The 23,715-nt window shown below is 33.9% G+C and carries 21 protein-coding genes; 14 read left to right on the top strand and 7 right to left on the bottom strand.

The genetic code is table 11. The features are described from left to right. The first annotated feature begins 8 nt into the window (after window positions 1-8). Window positions 9-1,607, top strand: coding sequence for an ABC transporter substrate-binding protein (locus tag HRU49_RS02185; RefSeq protein WP_296353697.1), 1,599 nt, complete (start codon window positions 9-11; stop codon window positions 1,605-1,607). On the opposite strand, the gene HRU49_RS02180 is transcribed toward HRU49_RS02185, so the two are convergent. The 3 genes from HRU49_RS02180 to HRU49_RS02170 all read right to left on the bottom strand — a co-directional run bounded on the left by HRU49_RS02180 (window position 1,604) and on the right by HRU49_RS02170 (window position 4,043). Next, window positions 1,604-2,506 carry a hypothetical protein gene (locus HRU49_RS02180; RefSeq protein WP_296353694.1) on the bottom strand — a complete coding sequence of 301 codons (903 nt, stop codon included), beginning with the start codon at window positions 2,504-2,506 and terminating at the stop codon, window positions 1,604-1,606. The two genes, HRU49_RS02185 and HRU49_RS02180, sit on opposite strands and share 4 nt — an antisense overlap. A gap of 6 nt (window positions 2,507-2,512) precedes the next feature. Beyond that, on the bottom strand, window positions 2,513-3,688 hold the full coding sequence (locus tag HRU49_RS02175) for a GlmU family protein (RefSeq protein ID WP_296353692.1): 1,176 nt from the start codon (window positions 3,686-3,688) through the stop codon (window positions 2,513-2,515). Window positions 3,689-3,791: 103 nt separating this feature from the next. Next, window positions 3,792-4,043, bottom strand: coding sequence for a type B 50S ribosomal protein L31 (locus HRU49_RS02170; protein WP_296353690.1), 252 nt, complete (start codon window positions 4,041-4,043; stop codon window positions 3,792-3,794). Window positions 4,044-4,204: 161 nt separating this feature from the next. On the opposite strand from HRU49_RS02170, the gene HRU49_RS02165 reads away from it, so the two are divergent. The 7 genes from HRU49_RS02165 to HRU49_RS02135 all read left to right on the top strand — a co-directional run bounded on the left by HRU49_RS02165 (window position 4,205) and on the right by HRU49_RS02135 (window position 11,198). Next, entirely contained in the window at window positions 4,205-4,738 is a 534-nt protein-coding gene (locus HRU49_RS02165; protein ID WP_296353688.1) for a DUF4199 domain-containing protein, read from the top strand. A 44-nt stretch (window positions 4,739-4,782) separates the two neighbouring features. Further along, window positions 4,783-5,733, top strand: a complete 951-nt coding sequence (locus tag HRU49_RS02160) for a glycosyltransferase family 2 protein (protein WP_296353687.1) — start codon at window positions 4,783-4,785, stop codon at window positions 5,731-5,733. A 77-nt stretch (window positions 5,734-5,810) separates the two neighbouring features. Continuing rightward, the gene (locus tag HRU49_RS02155; RefSeq protein WP_296353685.1) at window positions 5,811-7,538 is read left to right on the top strand and encodes a phospho-sugar mutase; all 1,728 of its coding nucleotides are present in this window, start codon (window positions 5,811-5,813) and stop codon (window positions 7,536-7,538) included. A gap of 3 nt (window positions 7,539-7,541) precedes the next feature. Further along, window positions 7,542-9,368: an ABC transporter ATP-binding protein gene (locus HRU49_RS02150; protein WP_296353683.1), complete on the top strand. Its 1,827-nt coding sequence runs from the start codon at window positions 7,542-7,544 to the stop codon at window positions 9,366-9,368. Between the two features lie 293 nt (window positions 9,369-9,661). Then, window positions 9,662-10,204: an RNA polymerase sigma factor gene (locus HRU49_RS02145; RefSeq protein WP_296353680.1), complete on the top strand. Its 543-nt coding sequence runs from the start codon at window positions 9,662-9,664 to the stop codon at window positions 10,202-10,204. 32 nt (window positions 10,205-10,236) lie between these two features. Beyond that, window positions 10,237-10,740 carry a hypothetical protein gene (locus HRU49_RS02140; RefSeq protein WP_296353678.1) on the top strand — a complete coding sequence of 168 codons (504 nt, stop codon included), beginning with the start codon at window positions 10,237-10,239 and terminating at the stop codon, window positions 10,738-10,740. Between the two features lie 5 nt (window positions 10,741-10,745). Next, window positions 10,746-11,198 (top strand): hypothetical protein, encoded by a 453-nt coding sequence (locus tag HRU49_RS02135; RefSeq protein WP_296353676.1) that lies wholly within the window; start codon window positions 10,746-10,748, stop codon window positions 11,196-11,198. A gap of 26 nt (window positions 11,199-11,224) precedes the next feature. On the opposite strand, the gene HRU49_RS02130 is transcribed toward HRU49_RS02135, so the two are convergent. The 4 genes from HRU49_RS02130 to HRU49_RS02115 all read right to left on the bottom strand — a co-directional run bounded on the left by HRU49_RS02130 (window position 11,225) and on the right by HRU49_RS02115 (window position 13,838). Beyond that, complete coding sequence (locus HRU49_RS02130; RefSeq protein WP_296353674.1) at window positions 11,225-12,307, bottom strand: oxidoreductase; 1,083 nt, start codon at window positions 12,305-12,307, stop codon at window positions 11,225-11,227. 131 nt (window positions 12,308-12,438) lie between these two features. Beyond that, window positions 12,439-12,900, bottom strand: coding sequence for a hypothetical protein (locus tag HRU49_RS02125; protein ID WP_296353672.1), 462 nt, complete (start codon window positions 12,898-12,900; stop codon window positions 12,439-12,441). A 5-nt stretch (window positions 12,901-12,905) separates the two neighbouring features. After that, window positions 12,906-13,217 carry a hypothetical protein gene (locus HRU49_RS02120; RefSeq protein ID WP_296353671.1) on the bottom strand — a complete coding sequence of 104 codons (312 nt, stop codon included), beginning with the start codon at window positions 13,215-13,217 and terminating at the stop codon, window positions 12,906-12,908. A gap of 42 nt (window positions 13,218-13,259) precedes the next feature. Then, window positions 13,260-13,838, bottom strand: a complete 579-nt coding sequence (locus HRU49_RS02115) for an RNA polymerase sigma factor (RefSeq protein ID WP_296353669.1) — start codon at window positions 13,836-13,838, stop codon at window positions 13,260-13,262. 149 nt (window positions 13,839-13,987) lie between these two features. On the opposite strand from HRU49_RS02115, the gene HRU49_RS02110 reads away from it, so the two are divergent. The 6 genes from HRU49_RS02110 to HRU49_RS02085 all read left to right on the top strand — a co-directional run bounded on the left by HRU49_RS02110 (window position 13,988) and on the right by HRU49_RS02085 (window position 23,626). Further along, a complete protein-coding gene (locus HRU49_RS02110) occupies window positions 13,988-15,199 on the top strand; it encodes an RsmB/NOP family class I SAM-dependent RNA methyltransferase (RefSeq protein ID WP_296353667.1) in 1,212 nt (403 codons plus the stop codon). 23 nt (window positions 15,200-15,222) lie between these two features. After that, window positions 15,223-16,296: an endonuclease gene (locus tag HRU49_RS02105; protein ID WP_296353664.1), complete on the top strand. Its 1,074-nt coding sequence runs from the start codon at window positions 15,223-15,225 to the stop codon at window positions 16,294-16,296. A 139-nt stretch (window positions 16,297-16,435) separates the two neighbouring features. Further along, on the top strand, window positions 16,436-20,098 hold the full coding sequence (gene purL, locus HRU49_RS02100) for a phosphoribosylformylglycinamidine synthase (RefSeq protein WP_296353662.1): 3,663 nt from the start codon (window positions 16,436-16,438) through the stop codon (window positions 20,096-20,098). 211 nt (window positions 20,099-20,309) lie between these two features. Continuing rightward, window positions 20,310-22,085, top strand: coding sequence for a long-chain fatty acid--CoA ligase (locus HRU49_RS02095; RefSeq protein ID WP_296353660.1), 1,776 nt, complete (start codon window positions 20,310-20,312; stop codon window positions 22,083-22,085). A gap of 118 nt (window positions 22,086-22,203) precedes the next feature. Continuing rightward, window positions 22,204-22,629: a hypothetical protein gene (locus HRU49_RS02090; RefSeq protein WP_296353658.1), complete on the top strand. Its 426-nt coding sequence runs from the start codon at window positions 22,204-22,206 to the stop codon at window positions 22,627-22,629. 13 nt (window positions 22,630-22,642) lie between these two features. Continuing rightward, the gene (locus HRU49_RS02085; RefSeq protein ID WP_296353656.1) at window positions 22,643-23,626 is read left to right on the top strand and encodes a LuxR C-terminal-related transcriptional regulator; all 984 of its coding nucleotides are present in this window, start codon (window positions 22,643-22,645) and stop codon (window positions 23,624-23,626) included. Window positions 23,627-23,715: the final 89 nt, after the last annotated feature.

The raw sequence follows: 23,715 nt of genomic DNA, 5'->3' as shown, positions 1-23,715 counted from the left end.
TTAGTTATATGCTAAAACTCATAAGATTTCCATTCTTAATTTTTGTCCTTCTATACGCTTGCAAGTCAGAGACAACTGCCAGCAAGGATCAACTTGTTTTTAGATATAATGAGCATAAGAATATTGGATCTTTGGATCCTGCATTCTCTAAAGACCTGGCTGACATTTGGGCTACACATCAGCTTTTTAATGGCTTAGTACAAATGGATGAACAGCTTAATGTAAAACCATGTATTGCTAAAAGCTGGACGGTTAGTGATAGCGCCACAACCTACACATTTATTTTAAGAGATGATGTAAACTTTCATGAACACGAGCGTTTTGGTAAAGATTCTACAAGACCGGTTAAGGCCTCTGATTTTGTTTATAGCTTTAAACGATTACAAGACAAAACCTTAGCTTCGCCAGGAAGTTGGGTATTGAATAAGGTTGATCATTATTCAGCAGTTAACGATTCCATTTTTGAGATTAAACTAAAACAACCCTTTCCAGCTTTCCTTGGACTACTTACCATGAAATACTGCTCTGTAGTACCAAAAGAAATTGTATCGCATTACGGCAGTGACTTCAGATCTCATCCAATTGGAACAGGACCTTTCAAATTTAAACGATGGGAGGAAAATATTAAGCTCGTTTATAGACGAAACAATAATTACTTTGAAGTCGATAGCAAAGGACAACAATTGCCATACCTTGAAGCTGTAGCTGTAACCTTCTTGCCTGATAAGCAAAGTGAATTTTTGCAATTTGCACAAGGTAATATCGATTTTGTTTCTGGTCTCGATGCTTCGTATAAAGACGAAATTCTTACTAGTGAAGGGCAATTACGTGAGCTGTATAAAAAGGATGTAAACATGATTCGTGGTCCATATTTAAATACAGAATATTTAGCCTTTTATATGGAGTCCGATGTCAATGAATTACAATCGCAAAAATTGAGACAAGCTATAAACATGGGGTTTGATCGCGCTAAAATGATGACCTATTTACGAAATGGTATTGGTATACCAGCTAATGGTGGGTTTATACCTAAAGGACTACCAGGTTATGATAACGCTATTGGATTTTCATATCAACTAGAAAAAGCCAAAGCTTTGGTCTCCGAATTTAAAGACGATACTGGCATTCAAAATCCAGAAATCACCTTAACGACTACAAGTAATTATCTGAGTTTTTGTGAGTTTATTCAACGTGAGATTCAGAAAATAGGCATTGAAGTTAATGTAGATGTTATTCCTGCTTCAAGCTTAAAAGATGCGAAAGCCAATGGTCAATTAGATTTTTTTAGAGCGAGCTGGATTGCTGATTATCCTGATGCTGAGAATTATTTATCACTCTATTACAGTAAAAATTTTGCTCCAAATGGCCCAAATTATACCCATTATTCAAATACTGAATTCGATGCACTTTACGAAGCGTCGTATTTAGAAACTGATATTACAAATCGCGAAGCGCTTTACACTAAGATGGATTCCTTAGTTATGGCAACAGCACCAATAGTGCCTTTATTCTATGATGAAGTGGTCCGTTTTACTCGAAAAGACGTAAAAGGACTTGGTATTAATGCTACCAACCTACTAGAGCTTAAAAACGTTAAAAAACACTAAAACTTCTCAAAATAGTACAAATCGTCTCCACCCTCACCACGAGATCGTCTTGATGATAAATACCCAGAAGTTAACTCCTCATTTAAGAAAAAAGAAAAGTCATCACCACGACTATTAATAGGTTCGTTAAGAGATGTAGGCACTTGTTCCGCATCTTGAGAATTTAAATCGTAAACATAAATATCTAAACCTCCTTTGCCACCTCTGCGATTTGAAGTAAAATAAAGCTTGTTATCTGCACTAATGAATGGGAATATTTCTGTACGAGAAGAATTGATAGTTTCTCCCAAACTTGTGATTTCTCCATAAGTCTTATGATCAGTAACCGACACCTTATATAAATCCGATTTTCCTTTTGTGCCTTTTATATCTGAAATAAAATATAAGGTGCTTCCATCTGGACTTAAAGCAGGATGTGCAAAATTATTATCGGGTTTACAAAATGCTAAGGTCTCAAAATTGGTCCAACCTTGTCCTTCGACATATTCTGCACGTTGTATCTGTAAATTATAGGTCTCAATGCCTTTCAGTTTATTAGTACCTTTCCCTTGATGATTTGTGGTAAAGTACATGTATTTTCCGTCCTTGGAAAAGGTTGCTGACGACATATTAAATCGGCCTAACTCAGTTTTCACCACAGGTGTTTCATTTTCAATCGCACCATCGTCACGCAATGGTGCCTCGTACATTACATAAATAAAGCCATCATATTTATCTTTGATTGGTCGACCGCGTTTTGTTTTTAAATTATGACTAAAAAACACCTTTTCTCCAACCACGCGTGCTGCAAAATGGTCGAGTTGTGTATTGAGTTTAAGATTCTTGACAGTTACATCTTCACTTTGAGTAAATCCGTAGGTCATAATAAACGTAAGTAGTAGTGTAAATTTGGTTTTCATAATGTTTTAATCTCTTCTGTATTGTTTCGTTTCTTCAAACACGTGTTCTAATATGGCTTTATCCTTGTCTGTAAATTCTTCTTTACGCCTCGCCATGACTACTTCTGCAACTTCAAAAGCTTTATTAGTTTTAAAGGTTACAAATCCGCTATGGCCTCCCCAAGAAAAACTTGGTATAAAATTTCGAGGGAATCCACTTCCAAAGATATTAGCACTTACACCAACAACTGTACCAGTATTAAACATAGTGTTAATACCACACTTACTGTGATCTCCCATCATTAAACCACAAAACTGCAACCCTGTTCTTGCAAATCCACCAGTTTCATAATCCCAAAGTCTAACTTCAGCATAATTGTTCTTTAAGTTAGAGTTGTTAGAATCAGCACCCATATTACACCATTCTCCTAAAACTGAGTTCCCTAAGAAACCATCATGGCCTTTGTTAGAATATCCAAATAGTACTGAATTATTAACCTCTCCACCTACTTTACTAAAGGGTCCAACTGTAGTAGGACCATAAATTTTAGCGGCCAATTTTATAGTAGCATTATGGCACAATGCAAGCGGTCCACGAACAACGCTACCTTCCATAATTTCCGCATCTTTACCTATGTATATTGGACCTGAACTCGCATTTAAGGTCACAAAATTTAACTTAGCACCTTCCTCGATAAAAATATTTTCTGGGTTAATGGTATTTACCGTTGCTGGTATAGCTTCTGAATTTCGATTTTTTGTAATGAATTTAAAGTCTTCTTCGATGGCTTCTCCATTTTTAGAGAAAATATCCCAAGTATGTTCTATTTTAATTATATCGCCTTCAAAATCTATAGCTTCAAAAGCTGAAAAATCCATAACCTCTTCTCCTTCTGTGGCAAAGAATGCTATAACATCTTCATCCTTAAATAAAGCTTGATTATGCGATAAATTTTTAACCAAAGCCACAACCTCAGCATTGGGAAGAAATGATGCATTAATCATAATATTTTCGGCCATTTCTACCATTGGAAACTTATCGGCTAAGTAATCTTCCGTCACAGTGGTAGTCGTATATTCTAAATAGGACTCCCACTTCTGACGAATGGTTAGTATTCCAACTCTGATGTCCGCAACTGGTCGTGTATATGTAAATGGCAGAAGGTTGTTCCTGTACGGACCGTCAAATAAAATATAATTCATGCTAAGGTTTTCCTTTTGTACTGATCAAAAGTAGGGTAATTGGAGAAAACAAAAAAGCCTTTCTGATAACAGAAAGGCTTTCTCGTTGATGTGCAAGCTTAGCTTATTTCTTAAACTTAGCGTATTTGTTTTTGAATTTATCAATACGACCAGCAGTATCTACTAATTTAGATTTACCAGTATAATATGGATGAGATGTTCTAGAAATTTCCAACTTTACTAGTGGATATTCAACACCATCTACTTCTATAGTCTCATTTGTATCTGCAGTAGATTTGGTTAAGAAGATATCATCGTTAGACATATCTTTAAATGCTACTACTCTATAATTTTCTGGATGTATTCCTGCTTTCATCGCTAAATGCTTTAGTGTATTTCGATTTTTTCGAGGTGCAAATTTAAGTATTTTTTAGAAATTTACAATCTTTTTAATAATTTTTATTTTATCAATTGCTGTAACAAATCTCTATCTTTGAGTACTAACTATTCGATTAACTAAAAAACACGAGCTTTATTATGGAAAAATCAATTAAATCATCAGCTACGCAATACGGTCTTTACCTAGCTTTAATCCTAAGTTCATTTACAATTATTGGATATGCCGTTTACTTAGACCTTTTTACACAATGGTGGTTCGGAATTTTGCAATTACTTCTAGTTATTATTTTTGGAGTAGTTTCCGCTGTTAAAGCAAGAAGTATATCAGGTGGTTTTATTTCCTTTAAAAATGCATTTACAGCATTTTTTGTAACAGTAGCGATTGGTATTGTTATACCTGCTTTAATTGGCTTAGTAATATTCAATTTTGTAGATCCCGAAGCGGCAACAATTTTACAAGAAAAAATTATTGAATCACAACTTCAAATGATGGAAAACTTTGGTGCACCGCAAGCATCGATTGATGAGGCCTTAAAGCAAATGGAAGAACAAGGAAGTTTCTTTTCAGTCGGCAACTCATTCAAATCCATTGCATACCAGCTATTAGGATTTAGTATTGTTGGACTTATCGTAGCGCTTGTGGTTAAAAAAACAGACCCTAATGCTGCTTAAATAATTTCTTTATTTTTGGAGTCTATATTAGACAACGCATTTCTATGGATATATCAGTAGTTATACCACTACTAAACGAGAAAGACTCTTTAAAAGAATTGCACGATTGGATTGTATCTGTGATGCAATCCAATTCGTTTTCTTATGAATTACTTTTTATAGACGATGGTTCTACTGATGAATCTTGGCAAACCATAACTGAACTATCTCAATCCAATCAAAATATTAAGGGCATAAGGTTTCTAAAAAACTTTGGTAAGTCTCAAGCACTTCATGCTGGTTTTGAGAAAGCTTCGGGTAATGTTGTTATTACCATGGATGCCGATTTACAAGATAATCCAGAAGAAATACCAGAATTGTATAAAATGGTCATTGAAGAAGGTTATGACCTCGTTTCTGGATGGAAAAAGAAACGTTTTGATTCTGTTATTTCAAAAAATCTCCCATCAAAGCTATTTAATTGGGCAGCCCGACGAACGTCAAAAGTAAAACTAAACGACTTTAATTGTGGTCTAAAGGCTTATTCTAATGAAGTAGTTAAGCACATTGATGTGTATGGTGAAATGCATCGGTACATACCTGTACTAGCTGAAAATGCTGGTTTTGGCAATATTGGAGAAAAAATTGTTAAGCATCAAGCACGAAAGTATGGACGTACAAAATTTGGTATGAATCGCTTTATTAATGGATTTTTAGATCTTATTTCCATTTCCTTTATTTCTAGGTTTGGTAAACGCCCAATGCACCTTTTTGGCTCTTTAGGTGTACTTATGTTCTTCATAGGATTTGGTTTTGCTTTTTACTTAGGAATTGACAAGCTTTTTATAAATCCAACAGGACGCCTCATCACTGATAGACCTCAATTTTATATTGCCTTAGCCACGATGATTATTGGCTCGCAATTGTTTATTGCTGGCTTTTTAGGGGAACTCATTCTTAGGTCTAAGCGCCAACAACAACGCTATTTTATTCAAGATACTTTAAATATCGATTGATCTTCATATTATTTTTAGGTAGATTAAACTATGCTATTTCAGATTGTTTAAATTTGTAGCGATCTAAATTTTAACTCATGATTCATATTAAACCTGAAATTCTAGACCGTGTGAATTCTTGGTTAACTCCAAGTTTTGACACTGATACACAAGCTGCTATAAAACATATGATTGCTTCCGATCCTAAAGGTCTAGAAGAAAGTTTTTATAAAGACCTTGAATTTGGAACAGGCGGAATGCGTGGTATTATGGGATTAGGCACCAACCGTATTAATCAATATACACTCGGAAAAAATACCCAAGGCCTAAGTAACTATTTAAAACAGGCGTTTCCTGGCGAACAGGTAAAAGTAGCTATTGCTTACGATTGTCGCCATAATAGTGACACCTTTGGTAAGGTTGTAGCAGATGTATTTTCTGCCAATGGAATTATGGTTTACTTATTTGAAGATTTAAGACCTACACCAGAATTGTCATTTGCCCTAAAACATTTAAATTGCCATTGTGGTATTGTTTTGACCGCATCGCATAATCCACCAGAATATAATGGTTATAAGGTGTACTGGCAAGATGGTGGACAATTAGTACCACCACAAGATGGAGAAATCATTGCAGAGATTAATAAGTTAGATTATTCAGAAATTAAGTTTGACAGTAATTCAGACTTAATTCAATACATAGGAAAAGACATTGACGATGTGTTTATTTCCAATTCTGTAAAAAATGGAAGTTTTGATACCGCTTCTGAAGCACGTGAAAATTTAAATATTGTATTTACCTCTTTACATGGTACTTCAATAAAGTCTATTCCTGAGACTTTGAGTCGTGCTGGATATACCAATGTCAATATTGTGGAGGAACAAAAAGATCCTAATGGAGACTTCCCAACTGTGGTATCACCAAATCCAGAGGAAACCGAAGCTCTTAAAATGGCAATGGAATTGGCTGAAAAAGTTGGTGGAGATATTGTAATTGGTACAGATCCAGATTGCGATCGATTGGGTGTTGTAGTTAGAGATTTAGACGGAGAACTAGTAATTCTTAATGGAAATCAAACCATGATTATTATGACCGATTTCCTTTTAAGACAATGGAAGAATGCTGGTAAGATTAATGGTAATCAATTCGTTGGTTCTACCATTGTGTCCACTCCAATGATGTCTGTGCTTTCAAATGCCTATGGTGTTGAATGTAAAATTGGTCTAACAGGTTTTAAATGGATTGCCAAAATGATCGTCGACTTCCCTGAACTCGATTTTATTGGTGGTGGTGAAGAGAGCTTTGGATTCATGGTTGGTGATTTTGTCAGGGATAAAGATGCCGTAACTTCCACCCTATTAGCTTGCGAAATTGCTGCACAAGCAAAAGCAGAAGGTAAAACACTCTATGAGAAACTTATCGATTTATATTTGGAGCATGGCTTCTATAAAGAGCGTTTAGTATCCTTAACAAAGAAAGGGATTGAAGGTGCTCAGGAAATCAAGCAGATAATGATCGATTCTAGAGAAAATCCTTTTAAAACTGTTAATAGATCTAAGGTGGTTAGAATTGAAGATTATCAATTATCCGTTGCGAAAGATATGCTAACAGGAAAAGAAGAAGCTATAGACATTCCGAAATCCAATGTTCTTATTTACTATACTGAAGATGGTAGTAAAATAGCTTTGAGACCAAGTGGTACAGAGCCAAAAATAAAATTCTATATCAGTGTAAATACAGAACTTGACAATGTGTCTGATTTTCTAAAAACGGAGCAGTTATTGGAACGTAAGATTGATGCTATCCTTAAGGATATGAATTTATAGTCAATGAATTATATAAAAAAGCTTTCAAGATTTATTATCCCATACAAACGTTATGGGATTTTAAATATCATATCAAATATTTTCTATGCGCTCTTTAGTACACTAGCCATGGTGTCGTTAATGCCAATGATTAATGTATTATTTGGAGAAGGCAAAAAAGTTACTGTTAAACCAGAGTATAAAGGTTTTACAGATTTAAAGGAATATCTGGAAAGTTCCATGAATTATTTTATAACATCAACCTCTGATGAGTTTGGCCCACAGCGCTCTCTGTTGTATATGATAATTCTGATAATTTCGCTCTTCCTTCTTAAGAACTTATTCAATTATTTAGGTCTTTATTTTATAACCTTTCTAAGAAATGGTGTACTGAAAGGACTTCGAAATGAAATTTATGACAAGGTCTTAACCTTACCTATTTCCTATTATTCTGAAAAGAAGAAAGGAGATATTATCGCTCGAATTTCGGGCGATGTGAATGAAGTTAAAAATTCTTTGCTTGCCATTTTAGAACTAATAGTTAAAGAGCCACTAACTATTTTATTTGCAATTATTGCCATGTTTACAATTTCTGTTAAGCTGACAATTTTTGTATTTCTTTTTATTCCAATTTCTGGTTTTATCATTTCAAGAATTGGAAAAAGTCTCAAGAAAAAATCCAATCGTGTACAAACCGAACAAGGTATTTTCTTATCTACATTAGAAGAGACTTTAAGCGGACTTAAGGTTATTAAAGGGTTTAATGCACAAGACCGATTCAATAAGCAATTTCAAGAATCTACAAACCGATTTTATAGTTTTTCTAACAAATTGATGAATCGACAAAACTTAGCATCGCCAACCAGTGAGTTTTTAGGTATTGTTACAATTGCAGCGTTACTGTGGTATGGCGGGTCTATGGTTTTAATAGAAAAAACCTTAACGGGAGGTGCCTTTATCACTTATATGGCGCTAGCTTATCAAATATTAACTCCTGCAAAGGCTATTAGCAAAGCAAGCTACAAAGTAAAAGCTGGCAATGCAGCTGCAGATAGAATTTTAGAAATATTAGAGACAAGATCACCATTGGAAGACGGACCTGATGCGATAACAAAACAGGACTTTAGCTCTGACATTTGTATAGACAATATTTCATTTAAATATGAAGAAGATTTAGTACTCAAAAACTTTTCGCTGACAGTGCCAAAAGGCAAAAGTGTAGCTTTAGTTGGCCAATCCGGAAGTGGAAAAAGTACCATCGCGAATTTGGTAACGCGTTTTTATGATGTTAATGAAGGTTCAATAAGTATTGATGGTAATGATATCAAAACGCTAACAAAACATTCCTTACGCAATCTAATGGGCATTGTAACTCAAGACTCTATACTGTTTAACGATACTATTAAAAACAATCTTCTTTTAGGTAAAGAAGATGCAACAGAGGACGAAGTTTTAGAAGCTCTTAAAATCGCCAATGCTTGGGAATTTGTAAAAGAATTACCACAAGGCATCAACACAAATATTGGTGATTCTGGTGGTAAATTATCTGGAGGACAGAAACAGCGCATAAGTATTGCTAGAGCCGTCTTAAAGAATCCTCCAATTATGATTTTAGATGAAGCCACTTCTGCCCTAGACACTGAAAGTGAACGTCTAGTGCAAAATGCTTTGGAAAATATGATGAAAAATAGAACATCTATAGTTATTGCACATCGTCTTTCAACCATTCAAACTGCCGACCTTATTGTGGTCATGCAAAAAGGTGAAATTGTTGAGCAGGGCACACATTCTGAATTACTCGGTAAAAATGGTGCTTATAAAAGATTAGTTGAAATGCAAAGTTTTGAATAACACTAAAAACCAAAATAAATTGAAAAAGGATGCACCAATGGTACATCCTTTTCTTTTTGTTACCAGATTTGGGGACACTGATAACAATTATAGGTTAAGCTGAGTCAAACATATAATAAATAATGTAGTTAAACAAGAAAAAAGTGCTTTTTATCGTATTTTTATGCTTTTTATCGATATAAAATATTATAAATAATTGGTTATCAACTACTTATTAAATTCTATGAATTTTCAACAATTTCGATGATTAAACTTTTATTAATTTCATAAGTCTAATTACAAAAGTATTTTACTTGACAAACGAATCGGATTTCATACTACGACTTCAAAATCCTAAATCTAAAGAAGCTGCTTTTAGAGAATTACTGAGTCTCTATAAAGAGCGTCTGTATTGGCATATCCGTAAAATTGTTATTTCGCATGATGATGCTGATGATGTTTTACAGAATACCTTTATTAAAGTCTATCGAAGTATCGATAAGTTTAAAGGAGATAGCAAATTATATTCATGGCTCTACCGCATTGCAACAAATGAATCCATTACTCATATCAATAAAAATGCAAAGCGCTTACAAATTTCTAATGAAGAACATCAAAACAATGCCATTAATAATTTGACTGCTGATGTTTATTTTGAAGGAGATGCTATACAGCTTAAATTACAAAAAGCCGTTGCAACTTTACCACAAAAACAACAGTTAGTATTCAATATGAAATACTTTGATGACCTAAAGTATAAAGAGATAGCCACCATATTAGAAACTAGTGAAGGTGCCTTAAAAGCGTCTTATCATATAGCAGTAAAAAAAATAGAATCATATTTAACCTCAGATTAAACCTTTTGTTTAATTTGAAGTCATAGAGATAAATGAAGACAAATAATTTAAATAACATAACAACCTCAGGTTTTAAAACCCCTGAGCAATACTTTGATAGTTTTGACGACAAACTGTTTGATAAGCTATCAGAAAAAGCACCATTGCCAGGCACAAAAGCTACTGGATTTAAGGTACCGGACGCTTATTTTGATATTATTGAAAATGAAATATTACAAAAAATTGATGATAAGGACACACCTGTTATTAAGTTAAGTTCGAGAAAGAACTTATATTATATTGCTGGGATTGCAGCGTCCTTATTTTTGTTGTTCGCTGTCTTCATAGGTGGTAATGATGATTCTGAAGAGTTATCTGTTGAAATGGTTGAACGGTATTTTCAAAGTAGTGATTTAGATAGTTACGAATTAGCAGAACTATTATCTGATGCCGATTTACTTGATGAAGATTTTACAATAGCTACAACACCTTATGACCAATCTAACTTAGAAGATTACTTATTAGAAAACGTAGATTTAGAAACATATTTAGAATAATTAAAATGAAAAAATTAATCCCAATCCTCGCATTATTTATAAGCTTTTCTGCTTTTGCCCAACGTGGTGAACAAATTGAAGAGCGCATAAAAGCACAAAAGATTGCATTCATTTCCGACAAGGTTCAACTTACCAGTGAAGAGGCACAACAATTCTGGCCAATTTATAATGCCTTTGAAGCAAAAATTGAAAGCATTAAATCTGGAGATTTAAGACGCATTAAACAAGAAATGCGTCGTGGTAATGTATCTGACGATAGAGCTGATGAATTATTGGCTGAAATTTTAAATGCTGAGAATAAAATGCACGAGGCTAAAATGCAACTTGTAAAAGACTTGAAAGAAGTAATTTCTTCCCAAAAGATAATGCAATTAAAGGCTGCAGAAGATCAATTTAATCGTGTTTTGATTGAGCGACTCAAGAAAGTCCGCGATCAGCGCGCCAGAAATAGAAACTAAAAAAGGAAGCCATTAGGCTTCTTTTTTTAACGTAAGATAATCTTACTAATCTTACCTCTTCCGCCAGCGTAAGCAACAGAATCATTTAAAAATCTTACAGTATAAAAGCTCTTGTCACTGAGATGCTTCCATGATAACCCACTATCGTTACTGAAATCAATACCTTTAAAGCCTACTGCTAATAATTCCTTACCATTTCGATTAGGAATAAACTGAACACAACTTCTATAGCCAGGACCTTTACCATCTGCTACTACTTGCCATGTCTTGCCGCCATCTGTAGTTCTAATTTTATTGGCTAACGAATCATTGGCCTCAGTATAATCACCACCAATAGCAAAGCCAATATTTTCATTATAAAAATCTAAAGAATACATACCTGTTGTTGGCTTGCCTTGAATAACAGGTGTATCAAAAACCTCCCATGTATTGCCTTTATCTGGAGAGTACAAAATTCTGCTAACCATGCCTCCTGTGGCTACCCAAGTATGTTCTCCAACTATTGAAATATTAGTATCACTCGCAGCAAAGGCAGCTTCACCTTCCTTTACTTTTGGTAAATTATCACATGATATTTTAGACCATGTTTTACCTCCATCTCGCGTCACAATTACACTCATACAATTATCGGTTGGATCGCCAATGGCTATGCCTTCATTTTCATTCCAAAAATCCATAGAATCATAAAAGACCTTTTCGTTTACCTCTTCATAAACCAATTTAGGTTCATTAGATTTTCTATGAAGCTTGTACAATCTAGCAGGATTACCAATAGAAATAGCATACAAGTCTCCATTTACAACTTTAATAGCTCTAAAGTGCATGGGCACACTATCATAGGTTATAACATTTTTAAAATGATGCTTACCATTATTAACGGTGAGTTTAGAAATATCAACCTTAAATTGAGAATGCAAAGCTCGCATACCAATGTGGTCTGCACTTCCATAATAAACATATTCTTCATCAAAGTCTATGGCTCTTACACTAAGTGTTGAATCCTTAAGAATGGGTTCAACATATATTTTTGTGACGTCCGTTGGTCTTACATATTCTTCTGAACAAGATTGCAATCCTAAAAGCAATAATCCAAAAAGTACAAGTCGCATAACTCTATATTTTCACTAAAAATAGAAAAGCTTCACGACAAAACCGTAAAGCCTTTCAAATTAACAATAGTTTATTCATCAAATAAAACTCAAAAAATAGCACCAACCCATCTACAAGTCTGCGATTAGACTTATTTTTCTTTAGCCTTAAACCTACCACGTCTACCACGGCGATTTATAGCATCTTTAATAATTGCGGTAAGTTTTTCTTTTTGTTGCGCATCACAAATGTTTCTTACCGACCTAAAATACGCATACATTTCTAGATCCTTATTTTTTTCTTCGTTAGCAATTAAACTAGTAATCGAATCTAACTGCATATCCGTTACTCCGTTTTCAGAATTATCTTTATATAGCTGTTCCTTTAATTTCGTAATCTTTCTAGAATACAGTCTCATTTTATCAAAATGAAGACTTCTAATAGAATCATAAGCCTTTTGCTGCACTTCATTAAATTTCAACTCTTTAGCCATTGAAAATCGTGTACGATGCTCTTTATTTCCATGACGACCTAAATGATGATGAATAAAAAAGGCATTCGATAAAAAAAGAACAATCAGTATTAGATATAAAATAGTTTGCTTTTTCATCATTGACTTTAATTAAATATTGATGTATAGGTTTCATCCTCAAAATCGTAAGTATCCACAAATTCTTCAACCTTAGTCTCGTACTCTTGAGAGGTCAATATGGTGTAAGCATAAACATTTAGAACAATTACCATACATAAGGCTACTAATTGTAGTTGCGGAGTAAACCAACTAAAAACAGGAGAAGATAATTCTTCTTTTGCATGGAGTTGATGTAATATCCTATCCTTCAAAAACGGTGATACTCGAACCTCTTCCATTGAATCAACTGAATCAATCGTCATTTTTACTTTTTTATCAATTTCCGAATTTGACATCATATCGCTTTGTATTTTAGATGCATAAGTATAAAATAACTTGTGCTAAAATTCATTTTTATAATAGTTGTATAATAGTTTTTGCAAATTTTTCTTGGCTCTAAACATTACAGATTCAACTGATGAAACACTTCTGTCGGTAATCTCTGCTATTTCTTGATAGCTCTTACCATCTATCTTATGCAAGGTAAAAATCAAAGTTTGAGATTCAGGTAATTTGTTTATTGCTTTAAACAAGTTTTTATTGAGTTCTTTCGTTTCTAATAAAAATCCAGGATGATTGAACTCTGTAAAATAATTGGTTTTATCTATCGAAAAATCTTGACTAAATAAGGGTTTCAAAAAACCTGTACGCTTTTTGGTCTTCTGCTTTCTAATAAATTCTAAACACTTGTTTGTTGTAATTCTATAAATCCAAGTGGACAAGGCTGATTTGCCTTTAAATTTAGAAATAGAATTAAAGACTTCTAAAAAAACCTCTTGAACTAAATCTTCAGCATCTTCTTTGTTAGGTACAAAAGATAAACAAGTACCGAACACTTTTTGTTGATAGGTATCGATAAGATTAGAAAATACAGCTGTATTTTTGAGTTTTAATTGTTCTATGAGGGCCTCTTCTGTCAATCTATTATTTAAAAACCATTGCAATTTAATTTAGATGCCTTAACAACAAAAAACTTGTTGTCTATTTAATCATGGTTTAAAAGATACTTTATTAAATGCAATAGACCATCTCAACTTTTATATTACCTTTGCGTGCTTAATTTTTTTCAATGCGACTACACCGAAATTTATGCTTTGCAGTCATTGACGGATTACATGAAATCTTCAATGAAAATGAATATGCCGATAAGGTTGTGCAGGTTTTATTAAAACGTGATAAACGTTGGGGAAGTCGCGATAGAGGCTTTGTGGCCGAAACTATCTACGAAATCGTCCGTTACCAAAGACTTTATGCTGAAATAGCCAATGTAAAAATGCCTTATAATCGTGATAATCTATGGAGATTATTTGCCGTTTGGGCAACCTTAAAAGGTATTAAATTACCCGATTGGAAATACTTTACGGATACTCCTACTCGGAAAATAAAAGGGAGATTTGATGAATTATCAAAAATTCGAAAATATCGGGAATCGATTCCGGATTGGATGGATAATTTGGGAATTTCAGAACTTGGAGAGTCTCTATGGACCAAAGAGATTGCTATTCAAAATCAACAAGCGGATGTTATTCTAAGAGTTAATACACTTAAGACTCATAAAAAAGATTTACAGCTTAAACTGCAATCAGAGGATATTGAAACTGAGTTCTTACCAAATCACCCTTATGCGTTACGATTAAAAAAGCGTGCTAATGTTTTTAAAACTGAAGCTTTTAAAAATGGTTGGTTCGAAGTTCAAGATGCTTCATCACAATTGGTTGCCAATTTTTTAGACGTTAAACCAGGCATGAAAGTTGTGGATGTATGCGCGGGAGCTGGTGGCAAAACCCTTCATTTAGCATCCTTGATGGAAAATAAAGGGCAGATTATTGCCATGGACATCTATGAAAGCAAATTGAAGAAGCTAAAGGTTAGGGCAAGAAGGAATGGTGTACATAACATTGAATTAAAAACCATTGATTCAACTAAACCTATCAAAAAACTGCATGGTAAGGCTGACCGTTTGCTCATTGACGCTCCGTGTTCTGGATTAGGAGTCTTACGCAGAAATCCTGATGCAAAGTGGAAGTTAGAACCGCAATTTATTGATAGAATTAAGAACACCCAAAAAGAAGTACTAAGAGATTATTCTAAAATGGTGAAAAATGGTGGTAAAATGGTCTATGCTACCTGCTCGATTTTACCTTCTGAAAATGAGAACCAAATTGATAATTTCTTAACTTCGGAAGAAGGAAAAGAATTTACTTTAGTAAAAGATAAAAACGTATTGGCCCATACTTCTGGATTTGACGGATTTTACATGGCTCTTTTAGAAAAAAGATAAAACGAACTTTATATAAATCAATTATGAAATACCTTTACTTTATTGCATTTTTTATTATATCGTCTGTTGTATCAGCACAGCAGGCTTACTATATGAATGGTCAAAACGATGTGGACTTTTCACTTACTGGGCAAGATTTATATGACGCATTGCAATTAAAAATTGACAATAATACGATTGTAACCTACGATTATGGGGATGCAAGAGATGATATCCAAATTATGGACCTTGATCCGGATGATCTAACGGATACAAATGTTTTGTTAGTGTATGGCTTTGTTGATAATCTGGTATGCATAAGTTCTACTGACAGACGTATCCGTAACAAGTCGGAATTTGGAGGTAACAATTGTGATTACAATAGAGAACACGTATTTGCAAGATCTAATGCAGTACCTTCAATGGGAAGTGCAAGTAACTCGTCAACAGGAATTGTTGCTGACCCTCACAATTTAAGAGCTAGTGATGTACAACGTAATGGTGCAAGAGGAAGTAAACTTTTCGCAGCAGGTTCAGGAAACTCTGGAGATGTAGGAAGTGGTAACTGGTATCCTGGTGATGAATGGAGAGGAGATGTTGCCCGTATTATGATGTATATGTATGTGCGCTATGGAGATCGTTGCCTGCCAGAATACAATGCTTCAGGTGCCAAAGAAGGTAGCACAGACATGCTTCAAATCTTATTGCAATGGAATGCCAATGATCCAGTATCAGAAATCGAAAATAATAGAAATAACCTATTAGAAACTAACTACGGTAATCGTAATCCATTTATTGATAATCCATATTTAGCAAAAATAATATGGGGAGGTAGTGACGAACCAGAAGATACTTGGGGAACACTTTCAACCAATGAGTCTCAAGAAAATCTTGAGTTTAGTTTGTCTCCTAATCCTGCATCAAGTTTGGTGCGTGTTAACTTACCAAATCAAATAGAAACAAGAATAGAAATCTATGATATACTTGGTAAGCGCGTTTTTATTAGAAAGGTCAATGAATCTTTGGATATAGACATTAGTAGTCTAAGAAATGGACTTTATGTTGTTAAGTTCATTCAGAATAAAAAAATAACGAGTAAGAAACTTATTAAATCATAAACTAAAAAGCAGCTTTTAAAGCTGCTTTTTTTGTTTAAAACTTGTTGAATACTTCATTTATTGCAGAACAAATTTTAGCAGTAGTATCGCAAAATGAATTAACTTTGTGTTTTTAATTTTCTAATCAATAGAACACATAATGATTCATTTCTTTGGAAACCAAAACAGCAAGGTTTTTGCTGTTCAAGCAACAAAAGAATTATCAACGGATACCATCTCTAAACTCACATGGTTATTTGGCGACCAGCCAAAAATTGAACAAGCATCTATAGATGCTTTTTTTGTTGGTCCGAGAGCAGCAATGATTACTCCTTGGAGTACCAATGCCGTTGAAATTACCCAAAATATGGGCATAGAAGATATCCAAAGAATTGAGGAATTTATAATTGTTGACGAAGACTTTAGAGGTTATGACCCAATGATTTCTGAAAAATTCAATACGCTTAGCCAGAATGTATTTAGTATTGCTATTGAGCCCGAACCAATACTTAATATTGAAGATATTGCTGCATATAATATTAAGGAAGGCTTAGCTTTAAGCGATGAAGAAGTCGATTACCTAAATACAGTGTCTAAGCGAATAGGAAGACCTTTAACTGATTCTGAAGTCTTTGGATTTTCTCAAGTCAATTCTGAGCATTGTCGTCATAAAATTTTTAATGGAACTTTTATTATTGATGGTGAAGAACAACCTGTTTCACTGTTCAAAATGATAAAAGAAACCTCCAAACAACATCCTAACGATATTGTTTCTGCCTATAAAGACAATGTAGCATTTATTAAAGGTCCAACTGTTGAACAGTTTGCACCGCAGCGTGCGGACGTTCCAGATTATTATACCACTAAAGAGTTTGAATCGGTAATTTCATTAAAAGCTGAAACACATAACTTCCCAACTACGGTTGAGCCATTTAATGGAGCGGCCACTGGCTCAGGTGGAGAAATTAGGGATCGACTTGCGGGTGGAAAAGGCTCTATTCCTTTAGCAGGAACAGCAGTTTACATGACCTCATACTCAAGACTCGAAGAAGAACGTCCATGGGAAAAAGCATTCCCAGAACGAAAATGGTTGTACCAAACACCAATGGACATCCTTATAAAAGCATCAAATGGTGCTTCTGATTTTGGAAATAAATTTGGTCAACCGCTAATATGTGGATCTGTATTAACCTTTGAACATCAAGAACAAACTGATAAAATTGGCTATGATAAAGTTATAATGCTTGCTGGTGGTATTGGTTATGGAAAAGCTAAGCAAGCCATTAAGGACGTACCAAATAAAGGAGACAAAATTGTAATTCTTGGCGGTGATAATTATCGCATTGGTATGGGTGGTGCTGCTGTTTCTTCAGCAGATACCGGCGAATTCGATTCTGGCATAGAATTAAACGCTGTACAACGCTCTAATCCAGAAATGCAAAAACGCGCTGCTAATGCCGTTAGAGGCATGGTAGAGAGCGATGAAAACTTTATTGTTTCTATACATGATCACGGAGCTGGTGGTCATTTAAATTGTTTATCTGAATTGGTTGAGGATACTGGTGGGCATATCAATTTAGATAAATTACCTGTTGGAGATCCTACATTATCTGCAAAAGAAATTATTGGAAATGAATCTCAGGAACGTATGGGATTAGTTATTTCAGATGAGCATCTAGAAACTTTACATAAAATTGCTGATCGCGAACGCTCACCAATTTACGATGTTGGTAATGTTACAGGTGAACATCGTTTTACTTTTGAATCTAAATCTAATGGAGATAAACCAATGGATTTGGCTCTAAGTGATATGTTTGGAAGTTCACCAAAAACAATAATGAACGACATCACCCTTCATAAAGATTATGCTGAGGTTAGCTATAACAAAGATAGCTTTTATGATTATTTGAATCGAGTTTTACAACTCGAAGCGGTTGCCTGTAAAGATTGGTTAACAAATAAAGTTGATCGCTGTGTTGGTGGACGCGTTGCCAAGCAACAATGTGTTGGTCCATTACAGCTTCCTCTTAATAATGTTGGAGTAATGGCCTTAGACTTTAAAGGAAAAGAAGGCATCGCGACGAGTGTTGGTCACTCTCCAATTTCAGGGCTCATTAATCCAATCGCTGGAAGCCGTAATTCAATTACAGAAGCATTAACTAATATTATCTGGGCTCCGTTAAAGGATGGACTTAAAAGTGTTTCACTATCCGCAAACTGGATGTGGCCTTGTAAAAATGAAGGTGAAGATGCGCGACTTTACAAAGCCGTCAAGGAAGTTTCAGAATTTTCAATCGATCTGGGGATAAATGTTCCTACTGGAAAGGACTCGCTTTCAATGAAACAAAAGTATCCAGATGGTGATGTGATTTCGCCAGGTACAGTTATCATTTCAGCAGCCGCCAATTGCAATGATATTTCTAAGGTTGTAGAACCTGTTTTCCAAAAAGAGGCCGGCGCTGTATACTATATCAATTTATCTCAAGATCATTTTGAATTAGGTGGCAGTTCCTTTGCTCAAATAACCAATAAGATTGGGAATAAAACACCAAACGTAAAAAGTGCTGCATATGTTAAGACCGTTTTTAATACCATTCAAAAATTAATTAGGGAGGAACAAATTGTAGCAGGACACGATGTAGCCTCTGGAGGTCTTATAACAACGCTTCTAGAATTATGTTTTGCTGATAATGGTATTGGTGCTGAATTAGACCTTACAGCACTTAATGAAAAAGACAGCTTTAAACTGCTATTTGCAGAAAATGCTGGAATTGTTTTTCAAGGAAAAGACAACTCAATTGAATCTGAATTAACTAAAGCTGGAATTGAATTTCACAATATAGGTAAGGTCAATGATTCAGATGTTTTAGGAGTCATCAATGGCAATGAAGTTTATAGAATCACAGTATCTCGACTAAGAGATGTTTGGTACAAAACCTCTTTACTTCTAGATCGCAAACAAACCTCGAATGGTCTAGCTGATGCTCGATTTGAGAACTATAAAAATCAGCCTTTAACCTATAAATTCCCAGAACATTTTACAGGGAAATTACCACAAATTAATTCTAATTCTAAAAAACCGAAAGCTGCGATTTTAAGAGAAAAAGGCAGTAATTCTGAACGTGAGATGGCTAATGCTATGTATTTAGCTGGCTTTGATGTTAAGGATGTACATATGACCGATCTTATTTCTGGTCGTGAAACTTTAGAAGATATTCAATTTTTAGGAGCTGTTGGTGGATTTAGTAATTCAGATGTACTTGGCTCTGCCAAAGGGTGGGCTGGAGCTATAAAATATAACGAAAAAGCTAATAAAGTTATTAAAGACTTCTTTGAAAGAGAAGATACGCTTTCTGTTGGCATCTGTAATGGATGTCAGCTATGGATGGAATTGGATCTTATAAATCCAGACCATGAAAAACATGGTAAGATGATTCATAACGATTCTAAGAAACATGAAAGTGCTTTTACATCTGTCGTAGTACAAGAAAACAATTCTGTGATGCTTTCAAGTTTAGCAGGAAGTCAATTAGGAGTTTGGATTTCGCATGGGGAAGGTAAATTTAATTTACCATATTCAGAAGACAAGTATGAGATCTGTGCTAAGTACAGTTATGATAGTTATCCTCATAATCCTAATGGTTCTGATTATAACACAGCAATGCTTTGTGATAAAAGTGGACGTCATTTAGTGACAATGCCACACATAGAACGATCTACCTTTCAGTGGAATTGGGCTAACTATCCCCAAGGTCGAAAAGATGACGTTTCACCATGGTTAGAGGCATTCATTAACGCAAGAAAATGGATTGATAATCTGTAAGTTAACTTATTATTTGTAAGAAAAGTATTTCTTATGTCTGATTTTTAAAAAGAGATACTTTTTCACTAATAGTATTGCGTAATCGCTTTGATTAACTAAAATTTTGTTAGTTGTTAGGGTGAAAAGTATCAAATTTTAAAGGGCTTTACTTTAGAAGCCCTTTTTTTATTATTTTCGTAAAATTCCCTAACAATTTTTGTTAATACAAATTATGACCGAAATAACTCGCCTTTTTGATTTCCCATATTATCAATTGGAAAACAAACCAAATACTAGTGCTTTTGTTACAAAATATAATGGAAAATGGACACCAATTTCCACAAAAGAATACATTGATAAAGCCAATGCTATAAGTCGTGCACTTATCAAACTAGGAGTTCAAAAAAATGATAAAATTGCTGTTATCTCTTCAACGAATAGAACAGAATGGAATATAATGGATATAGGTGTACTTCAAATTGGCGCTCAAAATATTCCTATTTATCCAACGATCTGTGCAGAAGATTACGAATATGTTCTAAATCACAGTGAATCCATTTATTGTTTTGTATCAGACGAAGAAGTTCTAGAAAAGGTGAAAAAAGTTCAAGCAAACACCAAACTCAAAGAAGTCTATTCTTTTGACTACATTGAAGGTTGCAAACACTACTCAGAATTATTTGATTTGGGTAAAGATAAGAACAACCAATCTGAAGTAGAGGATCGCAAAGATGCCGTTAAACCAGAAGATTTAGCAACAATCATATACACATCTGGTACTACCGGAAAACCCAAAGGTGTGATGCTTTCTCATAAAAATATTACGACTAATGCTTTAGATAGTGGTAAGCGTGTTCCACTTCCAGAATACGGTGAAACAAGAGTGTTGAGCTTCTTACCTATCTGTCATATTTTTGAGCGTGTTTTAATTTATGTCTACCAATATTCAGGAACATCAATTTATTTTGCTGAGGCCTTGGATAAAATTGGAGATAATGCCAAAGAGATAAAGCCTAATTTAATGAGTGTAGTTCCTCGACTTTTAGAGAAAGTTTTTGATAAAATAATGCTCAAAGGCGAAGAATTATCAGGTATAAAAAAGAAACTTTTTTATTGGGCTGTAGAATTAGGAGAACAATGGGAACCTTATGGTAAAAATGGTAGTTGGTATGAGTTCAAATTAAAAATTGCCAACAAGCTTATTTTTAGCAAATGGAGAGAAGCACTGGGTGGAGAATTAGGAACTATGGTATCTGGTAGTGCAGCCTTACAACCTCGACTAGCGAGAGTCTTTGGAGCCGCACAAATGAAAGTTATGGAAGGTTATGGCTTAACCGAAACCTCCCCAGTGGTATCTGTTGGTATGTTCAGAGACAATTACTATAAAGTAGGAACTGTCGGAAAACCTATAGATCACGTGGAAGTTAAAATAGCAGAGGATGGAGAAATTTTAATCAAAGGACCTAATGTTATGATGGGTTATTATAAAGACCCAGAAAAAACATCTAAGGTCATGAGTGACGATTACTTTCATACTGGAGATAAAGGAGAAATTGATACCGATGGTTTCCTTAAAATTACTGGTCGAAAAAAAGAAATGTTTAAAACTTCTGGAGGAAAATACATTATCCCTACCCTCTTGGAAAATGATTTAAAGCAGTCCTTATTTATTGAGCAAGTTATGGTTGTAGGCGAAGGTGAGAAAATGCCAGGAGCTATTATTCAACCAAATTTTGATTTTGTTAGAGATTGGATAGAGCACAAAGGTCATACAATAGGTACTTCAGATTCAGAAATCTCTGCTTCGGAAATTGTGATTAATCGCATTCAACAAGAGGTTGACAAATACAATAAAAACTTTGGGAAATGGGAACAAATTAAGCGTTTTGAGTTAACACAGGATGCTTGGACGATTGATGATGGTCATCTCACTCCTACAATGAAAGTGAAGCGTAGTGTCATAAGAGAAAAGTATGATGCGCTCTATGAAAAAATCTACAGACCATAGACTATTAAGGTATTTAGCACGTTTTTAAAACTTTATTACTACCTTTTTCATACCTGAAGAATGTTAAAAGTTTGTAGTTGAAAAATAATTTTGTAGTGAACAATTTAAATTCAATATTATGAACTTTTTAAAAACTACGTTTATACTTTTACTTCTTGTTACACCAGTCCTTTCAAATTCTCAAACTACATTTTTTGATACTACAAATGAGATTAAATTCGAAAACAGTAGTGAGGAACGAGTCATAGAGGCTAAGGTCTCAAAAAACACATTTCAACTTGATATAATGATAAACAGTGTCATACAAAAAGGACAAATTTCATTAGAAATCATACATCCTGAATCCGGTGAAATTTTAGGCACATTCGAAATTGGAAATTCTGAATCAGTTAAAGGAAATGATAAATCAATGGTCAAAGAGATTGTAAGAAGTGATCTCAATAAAGTAATTAAAGATCCTAGTCCTGGAATCTATGTTATTAAAATGGTTTCGAACAAAGCTTATGCAGATATGAAAATTAAACTAACTCATTATTCAAAGTAATTTCAGTCTAAATATGACTAAGGTAACTTGGACAATTCTCGTTTGTATTTTTTTTACATCTATTTCTTTTCCTCAATCTAATGGTTCGATTAAAGGAAATATAGAATTAGATGAGGCATGGAAACAAAAAGTATTTCTATCGGAAATATCATCTTTTAATGATTTGTATAAAATGTCTAATTCAATGATTATTTCCGAAGCAGATATTGACAGTCTGAACAATTTCGTTTTTGATTTAAGCAACTTTTCTGAAGAAGATAAAATTTATAGACTTCATATAGCGAAGACAGATTCTCCTAATGCTTCATTAATAATTGGAGGAAAAGAGGAAAACTTCAAATTTATCATAGCAAATAAATATTCCGATTTTGAGATTAAACGAGGAAATTTAAAAAATACAATAAGTGATGTCGTATTCTCAAACTCAATAAAAAATAATTCCATTCAATATATTGATCTTGTATTGAAAAGTATTGACAGTATAGACTATAGTAATTCTCAAATTAAACGCTCTTTTATTTTAAAAGCAGCGCAAGAGAAATTGAGATTTATTGCTGATACCTCTTCTCATTCCTTAGTCTCACTATACGCAATTTATAAATCAAATTTCAAGAATAACCTCATAAGTCATAAAGACTATTACCAGGACTATATTAAAAAATGGGAAAATGAAAATTCAAGTTATTTTAAAAAATTTAGAAAAGAATTGAGTTTAGAAAGTAGAGATACTAACTATAATTATATAATTTTAGTGGCTGCAATATCATTTATTTTAGGTCTCATAATATCTAAGGTATTTCCCTCTCAATCAATAAATAAAAATTTTAAATTATTAAGCATTCAAGAACGAAAAATTTATGAAGCACTCAAGGATGGGAAATCTAATAAAGAAATCTCAGAAGAGTTTAATATTGGTATAAGCACGGTTAAATCTCATGTTAGTTCGATATATTCCAAACTTAATATTAAATCCAGGAAGGAAATTTTAAACCTTTAAGAATAGTGAATTAATATTCATTCTTAAATTCACTATTAAATACTATGCATGCATAATTTTACCCATTTATTATGCGTGCATAGTATTTT

Source organism: Winogradskyella sp. (assembly GCF_013213975.1).
Taxonomy (GTDB): Bacteria; Bacteroidota; Bacteroidia; order Flavobacteriales; family Flavobacteriaceae; genus Winogradskyella.
Note: the sequence above shows the minus strand (reverse complement) of the source record. Positions and strands in the feature narration are given on the sequence as shown.